Here is a 21,090-nt window from a genome sequence, read left to right as displayed (position 1 = left end):
CATGACCACAACCGCCTCAACTCTCAACGCGTCGGCGCCGCCCCCTGTCACCCATGTGCTCTACCTGCACGGCTTTCGCTCCAGCCCGCGCTCGTTCAAGGCGCAGCGGCTGGCGGCGCACCTGGCCGCGCACCACCCGCAGGTGCGCTGGGCCTGCCCGCAGCTGCCGGCCAGCCCCGCCGCCGCCTGGGCGCTGATCGAGGCCACCGTCGCCGGCTGGCCGGACGAGACCGCCGCCGTGGTCGGTTCCTCGCTCGGGGGCTTCTACGCCACGCGGCTGGCGGCGCAGCGGGGCTGGCGCGCCGTGCTGATCAACCCCGCCGTCGATCCGGCGCGGGATCTGGCGCGCCACATCGGCGAGCACCCGGCGTGGCACGACCCGGCCGAGCGCCTCTTCTTCCGCCCCGAGTACGTGGACGAGCTGCGCGAGCTGGCCACCGGCGCGCTGCCGCACCCCGAGCGCGTGCTGCTGATCGCCGCCACCGGCGACGAGGTGCTCGACTGGCGCGAAATGGTGGCGCGCTACCCCGGCAGCCGCCACCATGTCGTGCCCGGCAGCGACCACGCGCTGAGCGACTTCGACGCCCACCTACCGGTGCTGCTGGCGCATCTGGGGCTGGCGTGCGGCGATCTTGCCAAAGTTTGCCAAGCCGGCTAGCCTTGCGGCCATGGGCACGATGAACGTCTCCCTGCCGGGCAGCCTGCGCGACTTCGTTGAGCAGCAGGTGCGCACGCGCGGCTACGGCTCCGCCAGCGAATACGTGCGCGCGCTGATCCGCGCCGACCTCGAACGCCAGCGGCTGCGCGAGCGGCTGCTGGAGGGCGCCGCCTCGCCCTCCGGCGCGCGCGCCGACGCGGATTACTTCGCCCGGCTGCGCGCGCGTGCCACGACCGCCACACCCGCCGCCGACGCGTGAGCCACAAGCCTGCCGTCCTGCGCCAGCGCGCCGAGCAGGACATCGACGAGGCTTTGGCGCACTGGCTTGCGGAGGGCGGGCCGGCACTGGCCGGCCGCTTCATCGACGCGCTGCAGCAGGCGCTGGAACACCTTTCGGCGCACCCGGGCAGCGCCTCGCCGCGCTGGGGCCACGAGCTCGGGCTGCCGGGCCTGCGCGCCTGGCCGCTGACGCGCTTTCCGTACCTGATCTTCTTCGTCGAACGACCCGGGCATCTGGACGTCTGGCGCATGCTGCACCAGTGTCGCGACCTGCCTCAGGACCTGCTGGACGACGAGCCGAACTTACCCGACACCGACTGAATGGCCAAGGACCGCACGCTCTACCTCTGCCGCGCCTGCGGCGGCAGCACGCCGCGCTGGCACGGGCGCTGCCCGCACTGCGGGGCCTGGAACACGCTGGAGGAAACCGTCCCCGCGCCCGAGCCGCCCGCCAACGCGCGCGCGCGCTTCAGCGCCCTGCGGCAAGGGCTGGCGGCGGAAGGGACGCTGGCGCGGCTGGCCGACATCGAGGCCGCCGACGTCGCGCGCACGCCGACCGGCCTGGCCGAACTCGACCGCGTGCTCGGCGGCGGCGTGGTGCCGGGGGCAGTGGTGCTGATCGGCGGCGACCCGGGCATCGGCAAGTCCACCCTGCTGCTGCAGGCGCTGGATGCGCTGCAGCGCGCGGGGCTGCCGACGCTCTACGTCACCGGCGAGGAAAGCGGCGCGCAGGTGGCGCTGCGCGCGCGCCGGCTGGGCTTGGGCGACAGCCAGATGCCGGTGCTGGCCGAGATCCGGCTGGAGGCGATCCTGGCCACGCTGCGGCAGCAGCGCCCCGCGGTGGCGGTGATCGACTCGATCCAGACCGTCTACACCGAGCAGCTCACCTCCGCCCCCGGATCGGTGGCCCAGGTGCGCGAATGCGCCGCGCTGCTGACGCGCGCCGCCAAGGACAGCGGCGCGACCCTGGTTCTGGTCGGCCACGTCACCAAGGACGGGGCGCTCGCGGGCCCGCGCGTGCTGGAACACATGGTCGACACGGTGCTCTATTTCGAGGGCGACGCGCACAGCAGCTTTCGCCTCGTGCGCGCGATCAAGAACCGCTTCGGCGCCGTCAGCGAGCTGGGCGTGTTCGCGATGACCGAGCGGGGCCTCAAGGGCGTGGGCAACCCCAGCGCCCTGTTCCTGAGCCAGCACCGCGAGCCGGTGCCGGGCAGCTGCGTGCTGGCCACGCTCGAAGGCACGCGCCCGCTGCTGGTGGAGGTGCAGGCGCTGGTGGACGCTGGCGGCCCCGCCCCGCGGCGTCTGAGCGTCGGGCTGGAGCGCGACCGACTCGCGATGCTGCTGGCGGTGCTGCACCGCCACGCCGGCATCGCCACCGGCGATCAGGACGTGTTCGTCAACGCGGTCGGCGGCGTGCGGATTGCCGAACCGGCGGCGGACCTGGCGGTGCTGCTGGCGGTCGCGAGCAGCCTGCGCGGGCGCGCGCTGCCGCGCGGCTTCGTCGCCTTCGGCGAGGTGGGCCTGGCCGGCGAGGTGCGTCCGGCGCAGCGCGGGCAGGAGCGGCTGAAGGAAGCCGCCAAGCTCGGCATGGCGGTGGCGGTGGTGCCCAAGGCCAACCTGCCGCGCAAGCCCGACGCGGCGTTCCTGCGCGCCACCGAGGGCCTGACGCTGCACGGCGTGGAGCGCGTCGAGGAAGCGCTGGAGGTGGTGCGGGGGTTGGGCTGACCGCCCCGACGCGGGCCTTTGACAGCGCGGCTGGGGTTGCGGACACTTCGAGTCTCCGAAACATCCGATCTGGAGGAGACGATGAGGATGCCCCTTTCTTGGTTCGCCGCGGAGTGGCGCCCAGCGGCGCGGACGCTGGCCGCCGCCATGCTGACGGCGCTGCTGCCGGTCGCCGCCGCCCGGGCCAGCGACGCCGAGGCGCTGTGGCAGGCGCTGGCCACGCGGCCGAACATGGTCGTGGTGATGCGCCACACCGAGGCCAGCGGGCGCGACGGCTCGGTGTTCGACCCGAGCGGCCAGTGCCGCGGCGAGAACATGCTGACCGGCAAGGGCCGCCGCGACGCCGAGGCGATCGGGCGGGCGTTCGCAGCGCGCGGGCTGCCGCCCGAGCGGCTGCACGTCGTGGCCTCGGCGATGTGCCGCACGCGCGACACGGCGCGGCTGGCGTTCGGCAAGGCCGAGCTGGATGCGCGGCTGCGCGAATTCCTTTCCGGCCGCGGCGGCTCGCTCAACGAAGCGATGGACGCCGCCGAGGGCTGGATCCGGCGGCTGCGCGGGCCGAACCCGCTGGTGCTGGTGACCCACCTGCCCAACATCGACGCGCTGACCGGCGAGCAGATCGACTACAACGAGGCGATCGTCACCGAAAGCGACGAGCAGGGTCAGCTCAAGGTGCTGGGCGTGCTGCGGCTGCTGCCGTGAACGGCGCGTGGCGCGGCTGCGGGTAATCCCTGCTTGCGCCGTGGTCTTTTGCCTCTACGATGCCGGTACCGGCTAGGGTTTGCGTTTTATCAAGCCAACGCCGGCTTTCCGATCGAACGAGGAGGAGACCCATGGCGCCAAACCCGCACACCCTGTCGCACACCCTGCCCCCCACCGTGCCCGCCGCGAGCGGCGCCGCGACCTCGTGGCCGCGCCGGCGCGTGCTGCAGGCGGGCCTGGCCGTCGGCCCGGCGGCGTGGCTGGCCGGCTGCGCCAGCATCACCGGGCAGGCGCGGCCGCAGGTGGTGGTGGTCGGCGCCGGCTGGGGCGGGCTCGGTGCGGTGCGCGCGCTGGCGGCGGAGAAGGCCGCCGACATCGTGCTGGTGGAGCCCAACGACCGCTTCATGTCCTGCCCGATGAGCGGGCACTACGTCGCCACGACGGGCAAGCTGGAGGAGCTGCTGCACGGCTACGAACGGGTCGACGCGCTGCCGGGCGTGCGGCGCGTGCGCGACCGCGTGCAGGCGATCGAGCGCGACCGGCGCGAGGTCGTGCTGGCCAGCGGCCAGCGGCTGCGCTACGACTACCTGGTGCTCTCCCCCGGCATCGAGTACATGGAGGAGAGCCTGCCCGGCTTTGCCGCCGCGCGCGAGGCGCTGCCGGTGGGCTTTCGCGCCTTCGAGCACCAGGCGGTGCGCGCGCAGGTGGAGCGCTTCCTCGCGCAGGGCGGCACCTTCGTGATGAGCGCGCCCAAGCCCCCGTACCGCTGCCCGCCGGCGCCGTACGAGCGCGCGATGCTGATCGCCGAGCAGGTGAAGAAGCGCGGCGTGCGCGGCAAGATCGTGTTTCTGGATGCCAACGCGGCGCCGACGCCGGCGCCGACCGCGCAGCCGATCCTGGGGGCGCTCAAAGCCTACGCCGACGTGATCGACTACCGCGCGGGCGTCGAGCTGCAGGCGGTGGACGCCGGCCGGCGCACGCTGCAGACCAGCGCCGGCGAGCTGCGCTTCGACCACGCCAATCTGGTGCTGCCGATGCGGGCCCACGCGCTGGTGCGGCAGGCAGGTCTCGGCCAGCGCTGGGCCGACGTGGAGCTGCCGACCTTCCAGGCCAAGGCGGATGCGCGCATCTTCGTGATCGGCGACGCCCAGGGCAGCCCGCAGCCCAAGAGCGGCCAGGTGGCGTTCGGCCAGGGCCGCGCGGTCGGCGAAGAGATCGCGCGCCGCCTGCGTGGCGAGGCCGCCCCGGCGCCGAAGGGCGAGATCGAGCTGCCGCTGGGCATCTGCTGGGCCGCCACGTCGCACGACGAGGCGATCAACGTCAACGTCGTGACGACGATGGCCCCGGGCGAGGCGCCCAAGCTGCGCTTTACCGTCGATCCGCAGCCCAGTGCCCGCTCCGGCGCGGCATCGTGGGGCTGGGCGCGCGGCGTCTGGCGCGCGATGCTGGGCTGAGCGGCAGGCGCGCCGCCGCACCGCGCAGCAGCGGCGGTTCGGCTACACTTCTTGCTGACAGTGGCCGTCCCCTTGCGGGACGGCGTGGGTTCCCTCACCCCACTCATCAAAAAGGATCGACCATGCCTTTCATTCCTTCTGCACCCGTTGGGGGTGCTCCCCATCCTTTGGCACCCGAAGCCTTGCCGCGCGTGGTGCTGTGGCTGTCGCTGCTGCACACCGCGGTGATCATCGCCAGCAACGTGCTGGTGCAAATTCCGTTCGAGTTCGGGGGCGTGCACACCACGTGGGGGGCGTTCACGTTTCCGCTGGTGTTCGTGTTGACCGACCTCACCGTGCGGGTGCTGGGCCCGACGGTGGCGCGGCGCGTGGTGGCGCGCGTCATGCTGCCGGCGTTGGTGGCCTCTTACGTGGTGTCGGTGCTGTGGGTGGACGGACGTTTTGTCGGCTGGGCTGGCTTGGCTGACTTCAACGGCTTTGTGTTTCGCATCGCGCTGGCCAGTTTCGCCGCCTACGGGGTCGGGCAACTGACCGACATCGCGGTGTTTGCGCGGCTGCGCCGTTTGCGTGCGTGGTGGATCGCGCCAGCAGCCTCCACCGTCGTTGGCAGCCTGATCGACACCTTCGTCTTCTTCGCCGCGGCGTTCTGGCACAGTCCCGACGCCTTCATGGCCGAGCACTGGGTCGAGATCGCCGCCGTGGATTACGCCACCAAGCTCACCTTCAGCTTGCTGGCGCTGCTGCCGCTGTACGGGGCGGCGCTGCGCGCGCTGCTGCGCCGCCTGCCCCAAGCTGCCATCGCCCCTGCGGGCGCCTCCTAAAGTCGGTCCCGCGGCATCGGGTTGGGGAGGGCGCCCATTCGGTAAACTTCGCAAGCGTTCGAGCTCTCCCTACCCTCTCAACCCTTCTTGGGGCGATCGACTGCCGTTAGTCGATCGCTTTGAACTGCGGAACCGCTGACGTTGTTTGCTCTGTTTGACGACGCTGGCAAGCTGCACGCTGGCCGCGTTCTCGCTCGCGGCGAGGCTTCGGTTCAGCTTGAGCTGGAGTCCGGTCGCCGACTGAAGGTCAAGTCTGCCCACGTGCTGCTGACCTTTGAGCAGCCGAGTCCCGCCGCGCTGCTGGAACAAGCGACGGCGCTGGCGGCGCAAATCGACCTCGATTTGGCCTGGGAATTCGCGCCGGACGAGGAATTTGGCTTTGCCGATCTGGCCGCGCTCTACTTCAGCGACCCGCCCAGTGTCGAGCAGCAGGCGGCCACACTCCTGAAACTGCACGAGGCGCCGCACTACTTCCGCCGCGCCGGCAAGGGCGGGCGCTTCCGCAAGGCGCCCGCCGACGTGCTGCGGCAGGCGCTGGCGGCCATCGAGCGCAAGAAGGCCGTGCAGGCGCAGATCGACGCCTGGGCCGCCGAGCTGGTGGCCGGCCGCTGCCCGGAAGCGGTGCGCGCGCAGCTCTACCGCATCCTGTTCCGTCCGGACAAGAACGCGCCGGAATACAAGGCCGTGGTGCACGCCGCGCGCGAGGCGCACCTGGCGCCGCTGGCGCTGCTGCAGCGCGCCGGGGCCATCACCAGCGCCTATCAGTTTCACTGGCAGCGCTTTTTGTTCGAGCACTTTCCGCGCGGCACCGGCTTTCCGGACTTGCCGGCGCCGCCGCTGCCGGACGACCTGCCGCTGGCCGACGGCGTGGCGGCGTTTTCGATCGACGACTCCAGCACCACCGAGATCGACGATGCGCTAAGCGTCCAAGGGCTGGGCAGCGGCACGGTGACGCTGGGCATCCACATCGCCGCCCCTGCCTTGGCGATCGCGCCAGGCAGCGCACTCGATGAGGTGGCGCGTCAGCGCCTGTCCACCGTTTATATGCCGGGGCACAAGATCACCATGCTGCCGGATGCGGTGGTGCAAGCCTACACGCTGCTGGAGGGCGCACCGCGGCCGGCGGTGTCGCTGTACCTGACGATCGACGAGGCGACGCTCGAGGTGCGCGGTGCGACGACGCGTCTGGAGCGCGTGCCGATCGCGCACAACCTGCGCCACGACCGGCTCGATGCAGTGGTGACGGCGGCGTGGCTGGACGACCCGGCGCGTGCGCCCGAGGCGCCGCCGGAGGTGGCGGCGCTGCAGCCGCAGCTCGCCTTCCTGTGGCGGCTGGCGCAGGCGTGCAAGGCGCGGCGCGAAGTGGTGCGCGGCCGCCCCGAGACCTTCACCCGTCCGGACTACACCTTCCGGCTCGAGGGCATGACGGGCCCGGAGCTGACCGGCGAGGAAACGGTGGTGATCGGCACGCGCGCGCGCGGCGCGCCGCTGGACCTGATGGTGGCCGAGGCGATGATCCTGGCCAACAGCCACTGGGGCCAATGGCTGGCGGAGCTGGGCGTGCCGGCCATCTACCGCAGTCAGGCGAGCCTGGCCCCCGGCGTCAAGGTGCGCATGGGCACCAAGGCGCTGCCGCACGCCGGCATCGGCGTGCCGTGCTACGCTTGGAGCACCTCGCCGCTGCGGCGCTACACCGACCTCGTCAACCAGTGGCAGATCGTGGCCTGCGCGCGCCATGGCGCCACCGCCGCGCTGGCCGCCCCGTTCAAGCCGAAGGACGCGGCGCTGCTGGCCATCATCAGCGCCTTCGACGCCGCCTACACCGCCTACGGCCAGTTCCAGGCGACGATGGAGCGTTACTGGACGCTGCGCTACCTGCGCCAGCAAGGCATCACCGAGCTGGAGGCCGCCTACCTGAAGGACAACCTGCTGCGCGCCGAGACGCTGCCGCTGGTGCTGACCGCCCTGGGCACCGACGGGCTGCAGCGCGGCGAGCGCGTGCGCGTGCGGCTGGGCGCGGTGGATGAGGTGAGCCTGGAGGTCAGCGGCACCGTGGTCGAGCGGCTCGGCGCCACCGAACCCGTCGAAGGCGACACGCTGGAAGGCGAGCCGGAGGAGGCGCTGGCCACGCCGCTGGCGGTGGCCGTGGCGCTGGACGAAGGAGACGAAGGGCAAACGGACGCCGCGCCCGCCCCGCCCCCTGCGGCGGCGGCGCCTGCCACGTGACATATCAGGGCCCCAGGCGCGATGAACCTCGCCGCCCCACTCCATGCGCTTGGCCGCCGCTGGCGCGACGATCCGCTGCCGTGGGCGTTGACGCTGTCGCTGCTGGCGCACGCCGTCGTGCTGACGCTGCGCCTGGCCCCGCCGACGCAACCGCAACGCGTGCTGCAAGACACGCCGCTGGAGGTCATCCTTGTCAACGCGCGCAGCGAGGCTGCCCCTGCGCGCGCGCAGGCGATTGCGCAAGCCAACCTGGCCGGCGGGGGGCATGTCGAGCAGGGCCGAGCCAGCTCGCCGCTGCCGCCGGCGCCGGTGCTGCGCGGCGGCGACGCGCTGGATGAGGAAGAGCGCCGCCTGGAGGCGATGAAACAACGCCAAATGCAGCTGCTGGCCCACCTGCGCCGCGAGCTGGCTCAGTTGCGCGAAGGCGACCCGCACGACGCCAGTGAGCATGCGCAAGCGCGCGAACAACGCCGCCAGGCGCTGCTGCAAGCGCTGGCGGAAATCGAGCGTCGCATCAACGAGGAAAACGCCCGCCCGCGGCGGCGCTTCATCAGCCCCGCCACCAAAGAGGCGATCTACGCGCTGTATTACGACGAGCTGCGCCGGCGCATCGAAGAATACGGCACCGCGCGCTTTCCCGAACAGGGGGGACGCAAAGTGTATGGCGAGCTCACCATGGTGATCACCGTCAACCATGACGGGCGGGTGCTTGCCACCGAAGTGGTGCAAGGCTCCGGCAACCCGTTCTTGGACGACCACGCGCGACGCTTGGTGCACGACCTCACGTTTGGCCGCTTCAGCCCGGCCATGCGAGCGCGCGCCGATCAGCTGGTGGTGGTCTCGCGCTTTCGCTTCACGCGCGAAGGCGGGCTGCAAACCCAACTCAGCGCTCAACCCTCGTAAACCATCAAGCCGATGCCCGCCCGCGCCGCTGCCCGCCACCGTCAGACGCCTGCGCCACCCCGCTTGCGGCTGTGGAGCGCGGTGCTGGCCTGGATGGGTTGGACGCTGCTGGCGCTGCTGGCGCTGCAGCTGGCGTTCGCGCTGCGCGTGGCCACGCTGGCCTGGAGCGACGCGCCCAGCACCGCCTTTCAGCGCAGCGAGGCATGGCGGCTGTGGCGCGCCGGCGAGCTCGCCCGCTGGCGTCACGAGGGTGTGGCCGCCCCGGCCTTGGGCGCGCAGCTGCCCCGCGCGGTGATCGCCGCCGAAGATGCCGGCTTTGCCGACCACTTTGGCGTCGAGTGGGACGCAGTGCGCCAAGCCTGGAGTCGGCTGCAGCGACAACGCCAAAGCCGCAGCGACAGCGGCCCGGTGCGCCCGGCACGGCTGGCTGGCGGCTCCACCATCACGCAACAGCTGGCCAAAAACCTGCTGCTGTCGGGCGAACGCACGCTGGCCCGCAAGGGACAGGAATTGCTGATCACCTGGATGCTGGAGGCGCTGCTGGACAAGCGGCGCATCTTGACGGTTTATCTCAACAGCGTCGAGTGGGGCGACGGCGTCTTCGGCGCCGAGGCGGCGGCGCGGCATTACCTGCGCAAGCCCGCGGCGCGCCTCACCGCCGCGGAGGCGGCGCGGCTGGCGGTGCTGCTGCCGGCGCCGAAGCGCTACGGGCGGCGGCCCGATTCGGCCTGGGTGCAGGCGCGCGCGCAGACCATCCTGGCGCGCATGCCGGCGGTGCGCGTGCCGTGACGGCACGGCGGTTAGGATGGCGGCCATGCGCATCCTCGGCATCGACCCCGGCCTGACCGCCACCGGCTTTGGCGTGGTGGACGCCGACGGCACGCAGCTGCGCTACGTGGCCAGCGGCACCATCCGCACCCGCCCCGACGACGGTGCGCTGCTGCCACAGCGGCTCAAGGTGCTGTTCGACGGCATCGGCGAGGTGGTGCGGCGCTGGCAGCCGACGGTGGCGGCGCTGGAGATCGTGTTCGTCAACGTCAACCCCCAGGCCACGCTGATGCTGGGGCAGGCGCGCGGCTGCTGTCTAACGGCGCTGGTCGCCCATGGGCTGCCGGTGGCCGAATACACCGCCTTGCAGCTCAAAAAGGCCGTGGTCGGCTACGGCAAGGCGCACAAAAGCCAGGTGCAAGAGATGGTGCGCCGCCTGCTGGCGCTGCCGGGTCTGCCCAGCCGCGACGCCGCCGACGCGTTGGGCTTGTGCATCACGCACGCGCAGGTGGCGCGCACCAACGCCGCGATCGCCCGCGTCGCGCCGCTGCGCGCGCGCACGCATGGGGCCTACCGCGACGGCCGCAGCTACTGACCGCCGCTCCGCCGGCGGCAAACGCGTGCCGGCGCTAGCCGATGCGGCTCAGGATCAGCACGCCGAAGAACGCCAGCGCCGCGATCACCGTCCACTTCAAGATCACGATGCCCCAGCGCAGAAAAGGCTTGCGCCCGGTGCCGAGGTAGAACGCGAAGCACAGGGCGCTCGCACCCAGCAGCGCAAACATCAGGAAGCGGAAGAGAAACATCGCGCCGCCCTCTTGTCGCGCCGCCCCCTCGAGCCAGCTCACCAGGCCGGCGCCAGCCGCGCAAAGCCCTGCGGCGCGGCGCGCTCGTCGTCGAACGTGACGAGCTCCCACGCGTCGGGCTGCGCCAGCAGCGCGCGCAGCAGCCGGTTGTTGAGCGCATGGCCGCTGCGGTAGGCGGTGTAGGCCGCCAGCAGCGGATGGCCGGCCAGGTAGAGATCGCCGATCGCGTCGAGGATCTTGTGCTTGGCGAACTCGTCGTCGTAGCGCAGCCCGTCGGCGTTGAGCACCTTGACGTCGTCGAGCACGATGGCGTTGTCCAGCCCGCCGCCCAGCGCCAAGCCCTGCGCGCGCATCGCCTCGACGTCGCGCGTGAAGCCAAAGGTGCGCGCGCGCGCGATCTCGCGCACGTAGTTGTCGCGGCCAAGCTCGAAGGTGACGCGCTGGCCGGTGGCCGCCACCGCCGGGTGGTCGAACGCGATCTCGAAGCTGAGCCGAAAGCCATGGTATGGCTCCAGCCGCGCCCACTTGGCCTGGCGGCCCTCGCCTTCGCGCACCTCCACCGCGCGCTTGACGCGCAGGAAGCGCCGCGGCGCGTTTTGACGCTGCAGACCAGCGCTTTGCAGCAAATAAACGAAGGCCGCCGCCGAGCCGTCCAGGATCGGCACCTCCTCCGCGGTCAAATCGACATACAGATTGTCAAGGCCCAGACCGGCGCAGGCGCTCATCAGGTGCTCGACCGTGTGCACGCGCACGCCGTCGCGCGACAGCGTGGAGGCCAGCCGCGTGTCGCTGACGGCGTCGGCGCGCGCCGGGATCTCGACCGGCTCGGCCAGATCCACGCGGCGGAACACGATGCCGGTGCCAGGCGCGGCGGGGCGCAGCGTGAGCTCGACGCGCTCGCCGCTGTGCAGCCCTACGCCGACGGCGCGCGTGAGGGTCTTGAGCGTGGTCTGGGCAATCATTCGCGACATTGTAGGCTCGGGCTCGGATCCGCGCTGGCGGGTCGCGGCGAACCCGCGCCTCGGCCCGGGGATGCGGGGCGCCGGGTCGGCAGCCGGCGCCCCGCGAGGTGAAGAAGCCCGTTCAGCCCCACGCGGGCGGCAGGGCCGCCGCCCGCGCGCCCTTCAGTCGGCCTGCTTGCGCAGGAAGGCCGGGATCTCGTAGTCGTCCATGCCGCTGGAGGCCAGCGCCTCCACGCGCGAGGCGGCGCTGCCGCGGTTGTTGAGCCATACGCGCGGCACGTTCGGATGCAGGCCGGCGCTGCCGGTCGTCGCCGAGGCAGCCGCCACAGCTCCGGCGCCGCCGACGGCCTGGTTCAGCGTCGGAATGAACGGTGCGTTGTCGGTGCCGGTGCGCAGGCCCTGCTGCGGCTGCGACTGCACCACCGTGAACGGCTGGCGCTGCCCCGCGCGGCTCAGGCCGGTGGCCACCACGGTCACACGCAGCGCGTCGCCCAGCGACTCGTCGTAGGCGGTGCCGTAGATGACGTGCGCATCCGGCGCCGCAAACGCCCGGATCGTGTTCATCGCAAGCTTGGATTCCGAAAGTTTCAGCGAGCCGCGCGCGGCGCTGATCAGCACCAGCACGCCCTTGGCGCCGCGCATGTCCACGCCCTCCAGCAGCGGGCAGGCCACGGCCTGCTCGGCGGCGATGCGCGCCCGGTCGGGGCCGCTGGCCACCGCGGTGCCCATCATCGCCTTGCCCGGCTCGCCCATCACGGTGCGCACGTCTTCAAAGTCCACGTTGACCAGCGCCTCGACGTTGATGATCTCGGCGATGCCGCCCACGGCGTTTTTCAGCACGTCGTTGGCGGCGGCGAACGCCTCATCCTGCGTGACGTCCTCGCCGAGCTCCTCGTGCAGCTTGTCGTTGAGCACCACAATGAGCGAATCGACGTTTTGCTCCAACTCGGCCAACCCTTCCTCGGCGTTGGCCATGCGGCGCGCGCCTTCCCACTCAAACGGCTTGGTGACGACGCCCACCGTCAGGATGCCCATCTCCTTGGCCATGCGCGCGATCACCGGCGCGGCGCCCGTGCCGGTGCCGCCGCCCATGCCAGCGGTGATGAACAGCATGTGCGCGCCCTCGATCGCCTCACGAATTTGGCTTTCGGCCATCAACGCCGCCTCGCGGCCTTTGTCGGGCTTGCTGCCGGCGCCCAGCCCCGTGCGGCCCAGCTGGATCAGCCGGTGCGCCGAGGAGCGCGCCAGCGCCTGCGCGTCGGTGTTGGCACAGATGAATTCCACGCCCTGCACGCGGCTCTGGATCATGTGCTCCACCGCGTTGCTGCCGCCGCCGCCAACGCCGATCACCTTGATCTGCGTGCCGCGGTTGAACTCTTCCACTTCGATCAGTTCGATGCTCATGCTTTAGGCTCCTTCACCTCAAGTTAAAAATTGCCGACAAACCATTCTTTGACGCGCGCCAGCAGACCGCCGACCGAGCCCGCCTTTTGCGCCACCTTCTGCCCGCGCAGGCGCGCCAGGCGCGCCTCCTCAAGCAAACCCATCACCGTGGCCGCGCGCGGCTGCGCGACCATGTCCGCCAGCGCCCCGGCGTAGCGCGGCACGCCGCGGCGCACCGGCTTGAGAAACACGTCTTCCCCAAGCTCGACCATGCCGGGCATGACGGCGCTGCCGCCGGTCAGCACGATGCCGCTGGACAGCAGCTCCTCGCAGCCGGATTCGCGGATGACCTGCTGCACCAGCGCGAAGATTTCTTCCACGCGCGGCTCGATGACCCCGGCAAGCGCCTGGCGGCTCAGCAGGCGCGGGCCACGGTCGCCGATGCCCGGCACCTCGACCTGCTGGTCCGGGTCGGCCAGCAGCTGCTTGGCGCAGCCGGCTTCGACCTTGATGTCCTCGGCATCCTTGGTCGGCGTGCGCAGCGCCATCGCGATGTCGTTGGTGATCAGGTCGCCGGCGATCGGGATCGCCGCCGTATGGCGGATCGCGCCGCCCGCAAAGATCGCCACATCGGTGGTGCCGGCGCCGATGTCCACCAGCGCCACGCCGAGCTCCTTCTCGTCGTCGGTCAGCACCGCCTGCGCCGCGGCCAGCGGGTTGAGCATCAGCTGCTCGACCTCCAGCCCGCAGCGGCGCACGCACTTCAGGATGTTTTCCGCCGCGCTCTGCGCGCCGGTGACGATGTGCACTTTGGCCTCCAGGCGCACGCCGCTCATGCCGATCGGCTCCTTGACCTCCTGGCCGTCGATGATGAACTCCTGCGGCTCCACCAGCAGCAGGCGCTGGTCAGTGGGGATGTTGATCGCCTTGGCGGTGTCGATGACGCGCGCCACGTCGGCCGGCGTGACTTCCCGATCCTTGATGGCCACCATGCCCTGCGAATTGATGCCGCGGATGTGGCTGCCGGTGATGCCGGTGTAAACGCGCGCAATGCGGCAGCCGGCCATCTGCTCGGCTTCCTTGAGCGCCTGCTGGATGCTGGCCACCGTGGCGTCGATGTTGACGACGGCGCCGCGCTTGAGGCCCGTGCTTGGGCCCACGCCGAGGCCGACCAGCTTGAGGTCTCCCCCGGGCAGCACTTCGGCCACCACCGCCATGATCTTGGCGGTGCCGATGTCGAGTCCGACGATGAGATCGCTGTATTCCTTGGCCATGTCGATTCCGGGTCAGCGCGTGGATGGGGTAACGACGGCAGGCGCAGCGGCGGCACCGCGGCGCGCCGGCGGGGGCAACTCGGGGCGGGTGCTGACGCCGCGCAGCCGCACGGCGTAACCGTCGGGGTAGCGCAGGTCGGCGGCGACGATGTCGCGCGCGCCGTAGCGCGCGCGCAGCGCCGTGTGCGTGGTGACAAAGGTTGCGAGGCGCGCCAGCGCCGCCTCGTCGCCGCGGCCCAGCTCCAGCGGCGCGTCGCCGTCCAGCACCAGGCGCCAGCTGCCGCGCGGGCTCAGCTCCAGCCGCTCGACGTCGCGCCCGAGCCGCTGCACGAGCGGCGCCACGCGGCGCAGCATCGCCACCAGCGCCTCGGCCTCCTCCGGCGGGCCGGCCAGAACCGGCCAGGCGTCGGCGGCAGCCTCGTCCGGATCGGCGTCGAAAATCGCGCCGTGCACGCTGACCAGGCGGCCGCCGCCGCGCTCGCCCCACCAGGCCAGCGGCTCGTGCTCGCGCAGCGTCACGCGCAGCGTGTGCGGGAACTGGCGCTGCACGCGCGCCTCGCGCACCCACGGCAGCGCTTCAAACCGCTCGCGCACCGCCTGCAGATCCAGCGTCAGGAAGGTGCCGCGCAGGTGCGGCAGCACCAGCGCCCGGATCGTCACCTCGTTCTGGTGCGCCGCCTCGCCCTCCACGATCACCTTGCGCAGCGTCCACATCGGGTGCCGCGCCCACGCCAGCAGGGCCGCGCCCAGCGCCGCCAGCAGCGTCAGCGCCAGCAGCGCCGCCGCCGTGGCGTTCATCAGGCGCACGTCCAGCGGCAGCGGTGCGGGGGGCGGGGGGGCGCGGCGCGTCATGGTCTCACGGCTCCTGCGCCGGGGCCAGATCCAGCGCCGCGTCGGCCAGCAGCCGCAGGCACAGCGTGTCGTAGTCGAGCCCGGCAGCCTGCGCCGCCATCGGCACCAGCGAATGGCTGGTCATGCCGGGCGCGGTGTTGAGCTCCAGCAGGTAGGGCTGGCCGCTGGCCTCGTCGATCATCACGTCGGCGCGCGCCCAGCCGCGGCAGCCCAGCGCGCGGTAGGCCCGCAGCACCAGAGCCTGGATCGCGGCCTCTTGCTCGGGCGGCAGGCCGCTGGGCACGAGGTAGCGCGTCGCGTCGCTGAAGTACTTGGCGTGGTAGTCGTACTGGCCGCCCGGGGCGACGATGCGGATCAGCGGCAGCGCCTGCGCCGCCGCGCCGTGGCCGAGCACCGCGCAGGTCACCTCCGGCCCGGCGATGAACTGCTCGCACAGCACCTCCGGATCGTGGCGCGCGGCCAGACGGTAGGCGTCGGCGCACTGCCCACGCGCCATCACTTTGGTCAGGCCGATCGTGGAGCCCTCGCGCGCCGGCTTGACGATCATCGGCGCGCCCAGCGCCTCCAGCGCCGCCTCGGCCTCGGCGACGCTGGCCACGCGCCGCCAGGCCGGCGTCGGCAGCCCCTCGGCCTGCCACAGGCGCTTGGTCAGCGTCTTGTCGATCGCCACCGCACACGCCTGCACGCCGGAGCCGGTGTAGGGGATGCCCAGCAGCTCCAGCAGCCCCTGCACGGTGCCGTCCTCGCCCCAGCGCCCGTGCAGCGCGATGAAGGCGCGCGCAAAGCCGGCGCGCTTGAGTTCGCACAGGTCGCGCTCGGCCGGGTCGAACGGGTGCGCGTCCACCCCGCGGCGGCGCAGCGCCGCCAGCACCCCTTGGCCGGACATCAGCGACACCTCGCGCTCGGCGGAGCGGCCGCCCATCAGCACCGCCACCTTGCCCAGCGCGCGTACGTCGATCGCCCCGTTCATGCCAGCGCCTCCTGCGCCGCCGCGCCGGCCCGCGCCACCACCTGCGCGGCGACCTGGCCGATGGAGCCCGCGCCCATGCACAGCACCACGTCGCCATCGCGCGCGTTGGCCAGGATCGCCGCCGGCAGCGCCTCCACCTCCGGCACGAACACCGGCTCCACGCGCCCGGCCACGCGCAGCGCGCGCGCCAGCGCGCGCCCGTCGGCGGCCACGATCGGGGCCTCGCCAGCGGCGTAGACCTCGGTCAGCAGCACCGCGTCGGCCTGCGCCAGCACGCGCACGAAGTCCTCGAAGCAGTCGCGCGTGCGGGTGTAGCGGTGCGGCTGGAACGCCAGCACCAGCCGCCGCCCGGGGTAGGCGCCGCGCGCCGCGGCCATGGTGGCGGCCATCTCCGCCGGGTGGTGGCCGTAGTCGTCGATGATGAGCGCCGTGCCGCCGCCCGGCAACGCCACCTCGCCGTGGCGCTGAAAGCGCCGCCCGACGCCCTTGAACTCCGCCAGCGCCTGCAGCACCGCCTCGTCCGGCACGCCGAGCTCGGCCGCCACCGCGATCGCCGCCAGCGCGTTGCGCACGTTGTGCTCGCCGGGCAGGTTCAGCACCACCTCCAGCTCCGGCAGCGCCACGCCGTTGCGCCGCTGCACGCGAAAGTGCATCTGCGTGCCGACCGCGCGCACGTCCAGCGCGCGCACCTGCGCCTCTTCACAGAAGCCATACGGCGTCACCGGGCGCTGCACCTGCGGCAGCAGCGCGCGCACCGGCGCATCGTCCACGCACAGCACCGCCGCGCCGTAGAACGGCATGCGGTGCAGGAAGTCCACGAACGCCTGCTGCAGCCGGCCGAAGTCGTGGCCGTAGGTGTCCATGTGGTCGGCGTCGATGTTGGTCACGACCGCCATCACCGGCAGCAGGTTCAGGAACGAGGCGTCGGACTCGTCGGCCTCGACGACGATGTAGTCGCCCTGGCCGAGGCGCGCGTGCGCGCCGGCGCTGTTGAGCCGCCCGCCGATGACGAAGGTCGGATCCAGCCCCGCCGCGGCCAGCACGCTGGCCACGAGGCTGGTGGTGGTCGTCTTGCCGTGTGTGCCGGCAATCGCGATGCCCTTCTTGAAGCGCATCAGCTCGGCCAGCATCACCGCGCGCGGCACCACCGGCAGCCGGCGCGCGCGCGCCGCCTGCACCTCGGGGTTGTCGTCGCGCACGGCGCTGGAGACGACGACGCAGTCGGCGCCCTGCAGGTGCGCGGCGTCGTGGCCCAGGTGCACGCGCGCGCCGAGCTGGCGCAGCCGCCGCGTGGCGGCGCCGTCGGCCAGGTCGCTGCCGGAGATGGTGTAGCCGAGGTTGAGCAGCACTTCGGCGATGCCGCTCATGCCGGCACCGCCGATGCCCACGAAATGGATGTGTCGGATCGCATGTTTCATGGCTTCCTCCCGGCGGCCAGCGCCGTGCAGGCGCGCACCATGACGTCGACGGCGTCGGTCTTGCGCCGCGCCCAGGCCAGCTCGGCGCGGCGCTGCAGCTCCGCGCGCGTCAGCCCGGCCAGCCAGTCGGCCAGCCACGCCGGGGTGAGGTCGGACTGCGCGCGCAGCCAGGCCGCGTCGTGGTCGGCCAGGAAGCGCGCGTTGGTGGTCTGGTGGTCATCGACCGCGTGCGGGAACGGCACGAACAGGGCGGCGGCCCCGACCGCGGCGATCTCGGTGACGGTGCTGGCGCCGGCGCGCGCGATGATGACGTCGGCCTGCGCGAACGCCTGCGCGGTGTCGTCGATGAAGGCGACGCACTCGGCCTGCACCCCGGCGCGCGCGTAGGCCGCGCGCAGCGCCTCCAGATGGCGCTCGCCGCTCTGGTGCAGCACCTGCGGGCGACGCTCTTCGGGCAGGCGCGCCAGCGCCTGCGGCACGAGGTCGTTGAGCGCCGCGGCGCCGAGGCTGCCGCCGATCACCAAGAGCCTGAGCGGCCCGGCGCGGTGCGCGAAGCGCTCGGCTGGCGGCGGCTGGCGCAGGAACGCCGCGCGCAGCGGGTTGCCGATCCATTCGGCTTGGGGGAGCGCGCCGGGGAAGGCCGCATAGACGCGGTCGGCCACCTGCGCCAGCACGCGGTTGGCCAGCCCCGCCACCGAATTCTGCTCGTGCAGCACGAGCGGGCAGCCGGCCAGCACCGCCATCATCCCCCCGGGGAAGCTGATGTAGCCGCCCAGCCCCACCGCCACGTCGGGCCGCACGCGGCGCACCGCGCGCCAGGCGTGCCAGAACGCGCGCAACAGCCGCAGCGGCAGCAGCGCCAGCGTGAGCATCCCCTTGCCACGCACGCCGGCAAACGGCACCGGCTCGAACGCGAAGCCGCACGGCGGCACCAGCCGCGCCTCCATGCCGCCGGGTGCACCGAGCCAGTGCACTCGCCAGCCGGCCTGGCGCAGCGCCTCCGCGAGCGCCAGGCCCGGAAAGATGTGCCCGCCGGTGCCGCCGGCCATGATCAGCGCGCAGGGGGCCGCGCTCATGTCCGCCCTCCGTGCATCAGCACCTTGTTCTCCCAGTCCACGCGCAGCACGAACGCGATGGCGATCAGGTTCATCAGGACGGCGGAGCCGCCGTAGCTCATGAACGGCAGCGTCAGGCCCTTGGTCGGCAGCGCCCCAAGGTTGACGCCGATGTTGATGAACGCCTGAAAGCCGATCCACAGCCCCACGCCCTGCGCCGCCAGCCCGGCGAACACCCGGTCCAGCGCGATGGCCTGGCGGCCGATCTGCATGATGCGCCGCGTCAGCCACATGAAGAGGGCGATCACCGTCAGCACGCCGGCAAAGCCGAACTCCTCGCCGATGACCGCGAGCAGAAAATCGGTGTGCGCCTCCGGCAGCCAGTGCAGCTTCTCGACGCTGGCGCCGAGCCCGACGCCGAACCACTCGCCGCGGCCCAGGGCGATCAGCGCGTGCGTCAGCTGGTAGCCCTTGCCGAGCGCGTGCTGCTCGCTCCACGGGTCGAGGTAGGCGAAGATGCGCTCGCGGCGCCACTCGTTGGTCAGCACCACCGCCGCGAACGCCGCCGCCACCACCAGCGCGATCAGGAAGAACATGCGCGCGTTGACGCCGCCGAGGAACAGGATGCCCATCGCGATGACCGCGATCACCATGAAGGCGCCCATGTCCGGCTCGGCCAGCAGCAGCACGCCGACCAGCCCCACCGCCACCGCCATCGGCCAGACGGCGCGGAAGAAGCGCTCCTTGACCTCCATGCGGCGCACCATGTAGTCGGCGGCGTAGAGCACCACCGCCAGCTTGGCCAGCTCGGAGGGCTGGAAATTCAATACCCCCAGCGGAATCCAGCGCCGCGCGCCGTTGACGCCCTTGCCGATGAACGGCACCAGCACCAGCACGAGCAGGGCCAGCGCCAGCAGGAACAACGGCACCGCCGCGCGCTTCCACTGCTCGGTGGAGAACTGAAACGCCAGCAGCCCGGCCACCGCACCCATCAGCGCCGCCAGCGCGTGGCGCAGCACGAAGTGGTACGGCCCGTAGTTGGCGAAGCGCGGGTTGTCCGGCAGCGCGATCGAGGCCGAATAGACCATCACCAGCCCCCAGCACACCAGCGCCACCACCACCCACAGCAGCGGCTGATCCAGCCCCTGGGCGCCGACCACCGCGCGCGGGCGGCGCGCCGGATCGTGGCGCAGCACGCGCACCGGCAGCTCGCCGGCGCCGGCCGCCGCCGGACGCAACGCGCCAAGGCGCGCGCCGGCCCGCTGCCACAGGTGCTGCCACGCGCTCATGCCGGGGTGCCCTCCTCGTCCTGCAGCGCGCGCACGGCATCGACGAACACCTCGGCGCGGTGCGCGTAGTCGCGGAACATGTCCAGGCTCGCGCACGCCGGCGACAGCAGCACCGCATCCCCGGGACGCGCCTGCTGCGCGCACCAACGCACCGCCGACGGCAGGTCGGCGCAGCGCTGCAGCGGCACGCCGCAGCCCTGCAGCGCCTCCTGCAGCGCCGGGGCGTCGCGGCCGATCAGCGCCACCGCGCGCGCGTGGCGCGCCACCGCCGGCGCCAGCGGGGTGAAGTCCTGTCCCTTGCCGTCGCCGCCGAGGATCACCACCAGGGGCCGCTGCGCGCCCAGCCCCTCCAGCGCCGCCAGCGTCGCGCCGACGTTGGTGCCCTTGCTGTCGTCGATGTACTCGACCTCGCGCACGATGGCCACCGGCTGCACGCGGTGCGGCTCGCCGCGGTAGTCGCGCAGCGCGTGCAGCAGCGGCGCCAGCGGCGCGCCCGCCGCGGTGGCCAGCGCCAGCGCCGCCAGCGCGTTGGCGGCGTTGTGCCGGCCCTGGATGCGCAGCGCCTCGGCCGGCAGCAGCCGCTGCAGCGGCAACGGCTCGCCCGGCACGGGCTCGGCCTCGGGCAGCGCGCGCACCAGCCAGGTCACGCCGCCTGCGGTCTCCAGCCCCCAGTCGCCCGGGCGCGCCGGCAAGCCCAGCCCGAAGCTGGCCCAGGGCCGCACGGCAGCCGCCCGGCGCCGCGCCGCGCCGCGCGCCGCCGGGGCGGGCTCGGCGGGCCGCCACGCCCACACGATCGGGTCGTCGCGGTTGAGCAGCATCAGCCCCTGCGTGCCGAAGATGCGCGCCTTGGCCGCGGCGTACGCCTCCAGGCTGCCGTGCCAGTCGAGGTGGTCCTGCGTGACGTTGAGCACGGTGGCCGCCGTCGGCTCGAAGCCCTCCACGCCGTCGAGCTGGAAACTGGACAGCTCCAGCACCCAGGCGCGCGGCAGCCGGCCCTGCTGCAGCCGCTCGGCCAGCGTGGCCAGCAGCGTCGGGCCGATGTTGCCGGCCACTGCCACGTCCCAGCCGAGCGCACGCAGCAGGTGGCCGGTCAGCGCGGTGGTGGTCGTCTTGCCGTTGGTGCCGGTGATGGCCAGCACCGTGGCGCGCTCGCCGCCGCGCGCCTCGAGCGCGCGCAGCGCCGCGGCGAACAGCTCGACTTCGCCGACGCACGGCACGCCGGCGGCCTGCGCGGCGGCGCGCAGGGGCGCCCACTGCGCCGGCGCCAGCCCCGGGCTGCGCGCCACCAGCGCCCACGGCTGCTGCGCCGCCAGCGCCTCGTCCAGCGCCGCGCCGGCCAGCAGCCGCGCGCCCGGCGCCGCCTGCTGCAGCGCGGCGGCCTGCGGCGGCTGCGCGCGCGTGTCGGCCACCGTCACCGCGGCGCCGGCGGCGTGCAGCCAGCGCGCCAGCGCCAGCCCGCTGGCGCCCAGGCCCAGCACCAGCACAGGCCGCCTAGCCAACGTCGGCAGCAGGTCGTGGCGCCACGCGGTCATCGCGTCAAGA

21 protein-coding genes are annotated in these 21,090 nt (G+C 72.7%); 11 read left to right on the top strand and 10 right to left on the bottom strand.

All coding sequences use genetic code 11. From position 1 onward, the window contains the following. Position 1 precedes the first annotated feature (1 nt). The 11 genes from Talka_RS05085 to ruvC all read left to right on the top strand — a co-directional run bounded on the left by Talka_RS05085 (position 2) and on the right by ruvC (position 10,134). Positions 2 to 658, top strand: a complete 657-nt coding sequence (locus Talka_RS05085; protein ID WP_143890042.1) for a YqiA/YcfP family alpha/beta fold hydrolase — start codon at positions 2 to 4, stop codon at positions 656 to 658. 19 nt (positions 659 to 677) lie between these two features. Continuing rightward, positions 678 to 917 carry a type II toxin-antitoxin system ParD family antitoxin gene (locus tag Talka_RS05080; protein WP_425472631.1) on the top strand — a complete coding sequence of 80 codons (240 nt, stop codon included), beginning with the start codon at positions 678 to 680 and terminating at the stop codon, positions 915 to 917. Beyond that, positions 914 to 1,258 carry a type II toxin-antitoxin system RelE/ParE family toxin gene (locus Talka_RS05075; protein ID WP_143890040.1) on the top strand — a complete coding sequence of 115 codons (345 nt, stop codon included), beginning with the start codon at positions 914 to 916 and terminating at the stop codon, positions 1,256 to 1,258. The genes Talka_RS05080 and Talka_RS05075 overlap by 4 nt, the downstream gene beginning before the upstream one ends. Then, positions 1,259 to 2,665 carry a DNA repair protein RadA gene (radA, locus tag Talka_RS05070; RefSeq protein WP_143890039.1) on the top strand — a complete coding sequence of 469 codons (1,407 nt, stop codon included), beginning with the start codon at positions 1,259 to 1,261 and terminating at the stop codon, positions 2,663 to 2,665. Between the two features lie 87 nt (positions 2,666 to 2,752). Next, positions 2,753 to 3,367 (top strand): histidine phosphatase family protein, encoded by a 615-nt coding sequence (locus Talka_RS05065; RefSeq protein WP_185970063.1) that lies wholly within the window; start codon positions 2,753 to 2,755, stop codon positions 3,365 to 3,367. Between the two features lie 131 nt (positions 3,368 to 3,498). Next, complete coding sequence (locus Talka_RS05060) at positions 3,499 to 4,821, top strand: FAD-dependent oxidoreductase (RefSeq protein WP_185970062.1); 1,323 nt, start codon at positions 3,499 to 3,501, stop codon at positions 4,819 to 4,821. A gap of 122 nt (positions 4,822 to 4,943) precedes the next feature. Next, complete coding sequence (locus tag Talka_RS05055; RefSeq protein ID WP_143890036.1) at positions 4,944 to 5,642, top strand: 7-cyano-7-deazaguanine/7-aminomethyl-7-deazaguanine transporter; 699 nt, start codon at positions 4,944 to 4,946, stop codon at positions 5,640 to 5,642. Between the two features lie 141 nt (positions 5,643 to 5,783). Then, positions 5,784 to 7,868 carry a ribonuclease catalytic domain-containing protein gene (locus Talka_RS05050; RefSeq protein WP_143890035.1) on the top strand — a complete coding sequence of 695 codons (2,085 nt, stop codon included), beginning with the start codon at positions 5,784 to 5,786 and terminating at the stop codon, positions 7,866 to 7,868. A gap of 21 nt (positions 7,869 to 7,889) precedes the next feature. Continuing rightward, positions 7,890 to 8,771, top strand: a complete 882-nt coding sequence (locus tag Talka_RS05045; protein WP_143890034.1) for an energy transducer TonB — start codon at positions 7,890 to 7,892, stop codon at positions 8,769 to 8,771. A gap of 93 nt (positions 8,772 to 8,864) precedes the next feature. After that, positions 8,865 to 9,560, top strand: coding sequence for a monofunctional biosynthetic peptidoglycan transglycosylase (gene mtgA / locus Talka_RS05040; protein ID WP_143890173.1), 696 nt, complete (start codon positions 8,865 to 8,867; stop codon positions 9,558 to 9,560). A gap of 25 nt (positions 9,561 to 9,585) precedes the next feature. Beyond that, the gene (gene ruvC, locus Talka_RS05035) at positions 9,586 to 10,134 is read left to right on the top strand and encodes a crossover junction endodeoxyribonuclease RuvC (RefSeq protein WP_143890033.1); all 549 of its coding nucleotides are present in this window, start codon (positions 9,586 to 9,588) and stop codon (positions 10,132 to 10,134) included. Between the two features lie 34 nt (positions 10,135 to 10,168). Here the strand turns inward: ruvC and Talka_RS05030 are convergent, their stop codons facing one another. From Talka_RS05030 to murD, 10 genes are all read right to left on the bottom strand, one after another. Continuing rightward, positions 10,169 to 10,387, bottom strand: a complete 219-nt coding sequence (locus Talka_RS05030) for a hypothetical protein (protein WP_143890032.1) — start codon at positions 10,385 to 10,387, stop codon at positions 10,169 to 10,171. Then, positions 10,384 to 11,307, bottom strand: a complete 924-nt coding sequence (lpxC, locus tag Talka_RS05025) for a UDP-3-O-acyl-N-acetylglucosamine deacetylase (protein WP_143890031.1) — start codon at positions 11,305 to 11,307, stop codon at positions 10,384 to 10,386. The genes Talka_RS05030 and lpxC overlap by 4 nt, the downstream gene beginning before the upstream one ends. 162 nt (positions 11,308 to 11,469) lie before the next feature. After that, positions 11,470 to 12,711, bottom strand: a complete 1,242-nt coding sequence (gene ftsZ, locus Talka_RS05020; RefSeq protein ID WP_143890030.1) for a cell division protein FtsZ — start codon at positions 12,709 to 12,711, stop codon at positions 11,470 to 11,472. A gap of 23 nt (positions 12,712 to 12,734) precedes the next feature. Then, a complete protein-coding gene (gene ftsA, locus Talka_RS05015; protein ID WP_143890029.1) occupies positions 12,735 to 13,964 on the bottom strand; it encodes a cell division protein FtsA in 1,230 nt (409 codons plus the stop codon). Between the two features lie 12 nt (positions 13,965 to 13,976). Then, positions 13,977 to 14,816, bottom strand: a complete 840-nt coding sequence (locus tag Talka_RS05010; protein WP_143890028.1) for a cell division protein FtsQ/DivIB — start codon at positions 14,814 to 14,816, stop codon at positions 13,977 to 13,979. A 4-nt stretch (positions 14,817 to 14,820) separates the two neighbouring features. Further along, a complete protein-coding gene (locus Talka_RS05005; RefSeq protein WP_143890027.1) occupies positions 14,821 to 15,786 on the bottom strand; it encodes a D-alanine--D-alanine ligase in 966 nt (321 codons plus the stop codon). Continuing rightward, positions 15,783 to 17,204: a UDP-N-acetylmuramate--L-alanine ligase gene (gene murC / locus Talka_RS05000; protein ID WP_143890026.1), complete on the bottom strand. Its 1,422-nt coding sequence runs from the start codon at positions 17,202 to 17,204 to the stop codon at positions 15,783 to 15,785. Before murC ends, Talka_RS05005 begins: the two co-directional genes overlap by 4 nt. After that, positions 17,201 to 18,280, bottom strand: coding sequence for an undecaprenyldiphospho-muramoylpentapeptide beta-N-acetylglucosaminyltransferase (gene murG, locus Talka_RS04995; RefSeq protein WP_143890025.1), 1,080 nt, complete (start codon positions 18,278 to 18,280; stop codon positions 17,201 to 17,203). The genes murC and murG overlap by 4 nt, the downstream gene beginning before the upstream one ends. After that, on the bottom strand, positions 18,277 to 19,548 hold the full coding sequence (gene ftsW, locus Talka_RS04990; protein WP_143890024.1) for a putative lipid II flippase FtsW: 1,272 nt from the start codon (positions 19,546 to 19,548) through the stop codon (positions 18,277 to 18,279). Before ftsW ends, murG begins: the two co-directional genes overlap by 4 nt. After that, positions 19,545 to 21,080: a UDP-N-acetylmuramoyl-L-alanine--D-glutamate ligase gene (gene murD, locus Talka_RS04985; RefSeq protein WP_246100581.1), complete on the bottom strand. Its 1,536-nt coding sequence runs from the start codon at positions 21,078 to 21,080 to the stop codon at positions 19,545 to 19,547. The genes ftsW and murD overlap by 4 nt, the downstream gene beginning before the upstream one ends. Positions 21,081 to 21,090: the final 10 nt, after the last annotated feature.

Origin of the sequence: Tepidimonas alkaliphilus, assembly GCF_007556595.1 — a bacterium.
GTDB classification, from domain to species: Bacteria; Pseudomonadota; Gammaproteobacteria; order Burkholderiales; family Burkholderiaceae_C; genus Tepidimonas; species Tepidimonas alkaliphila.
Note: the sequence above shows the minus strand (reverse complement) of the source record. Positions and strands in the feature narration are given on the sequence as shown.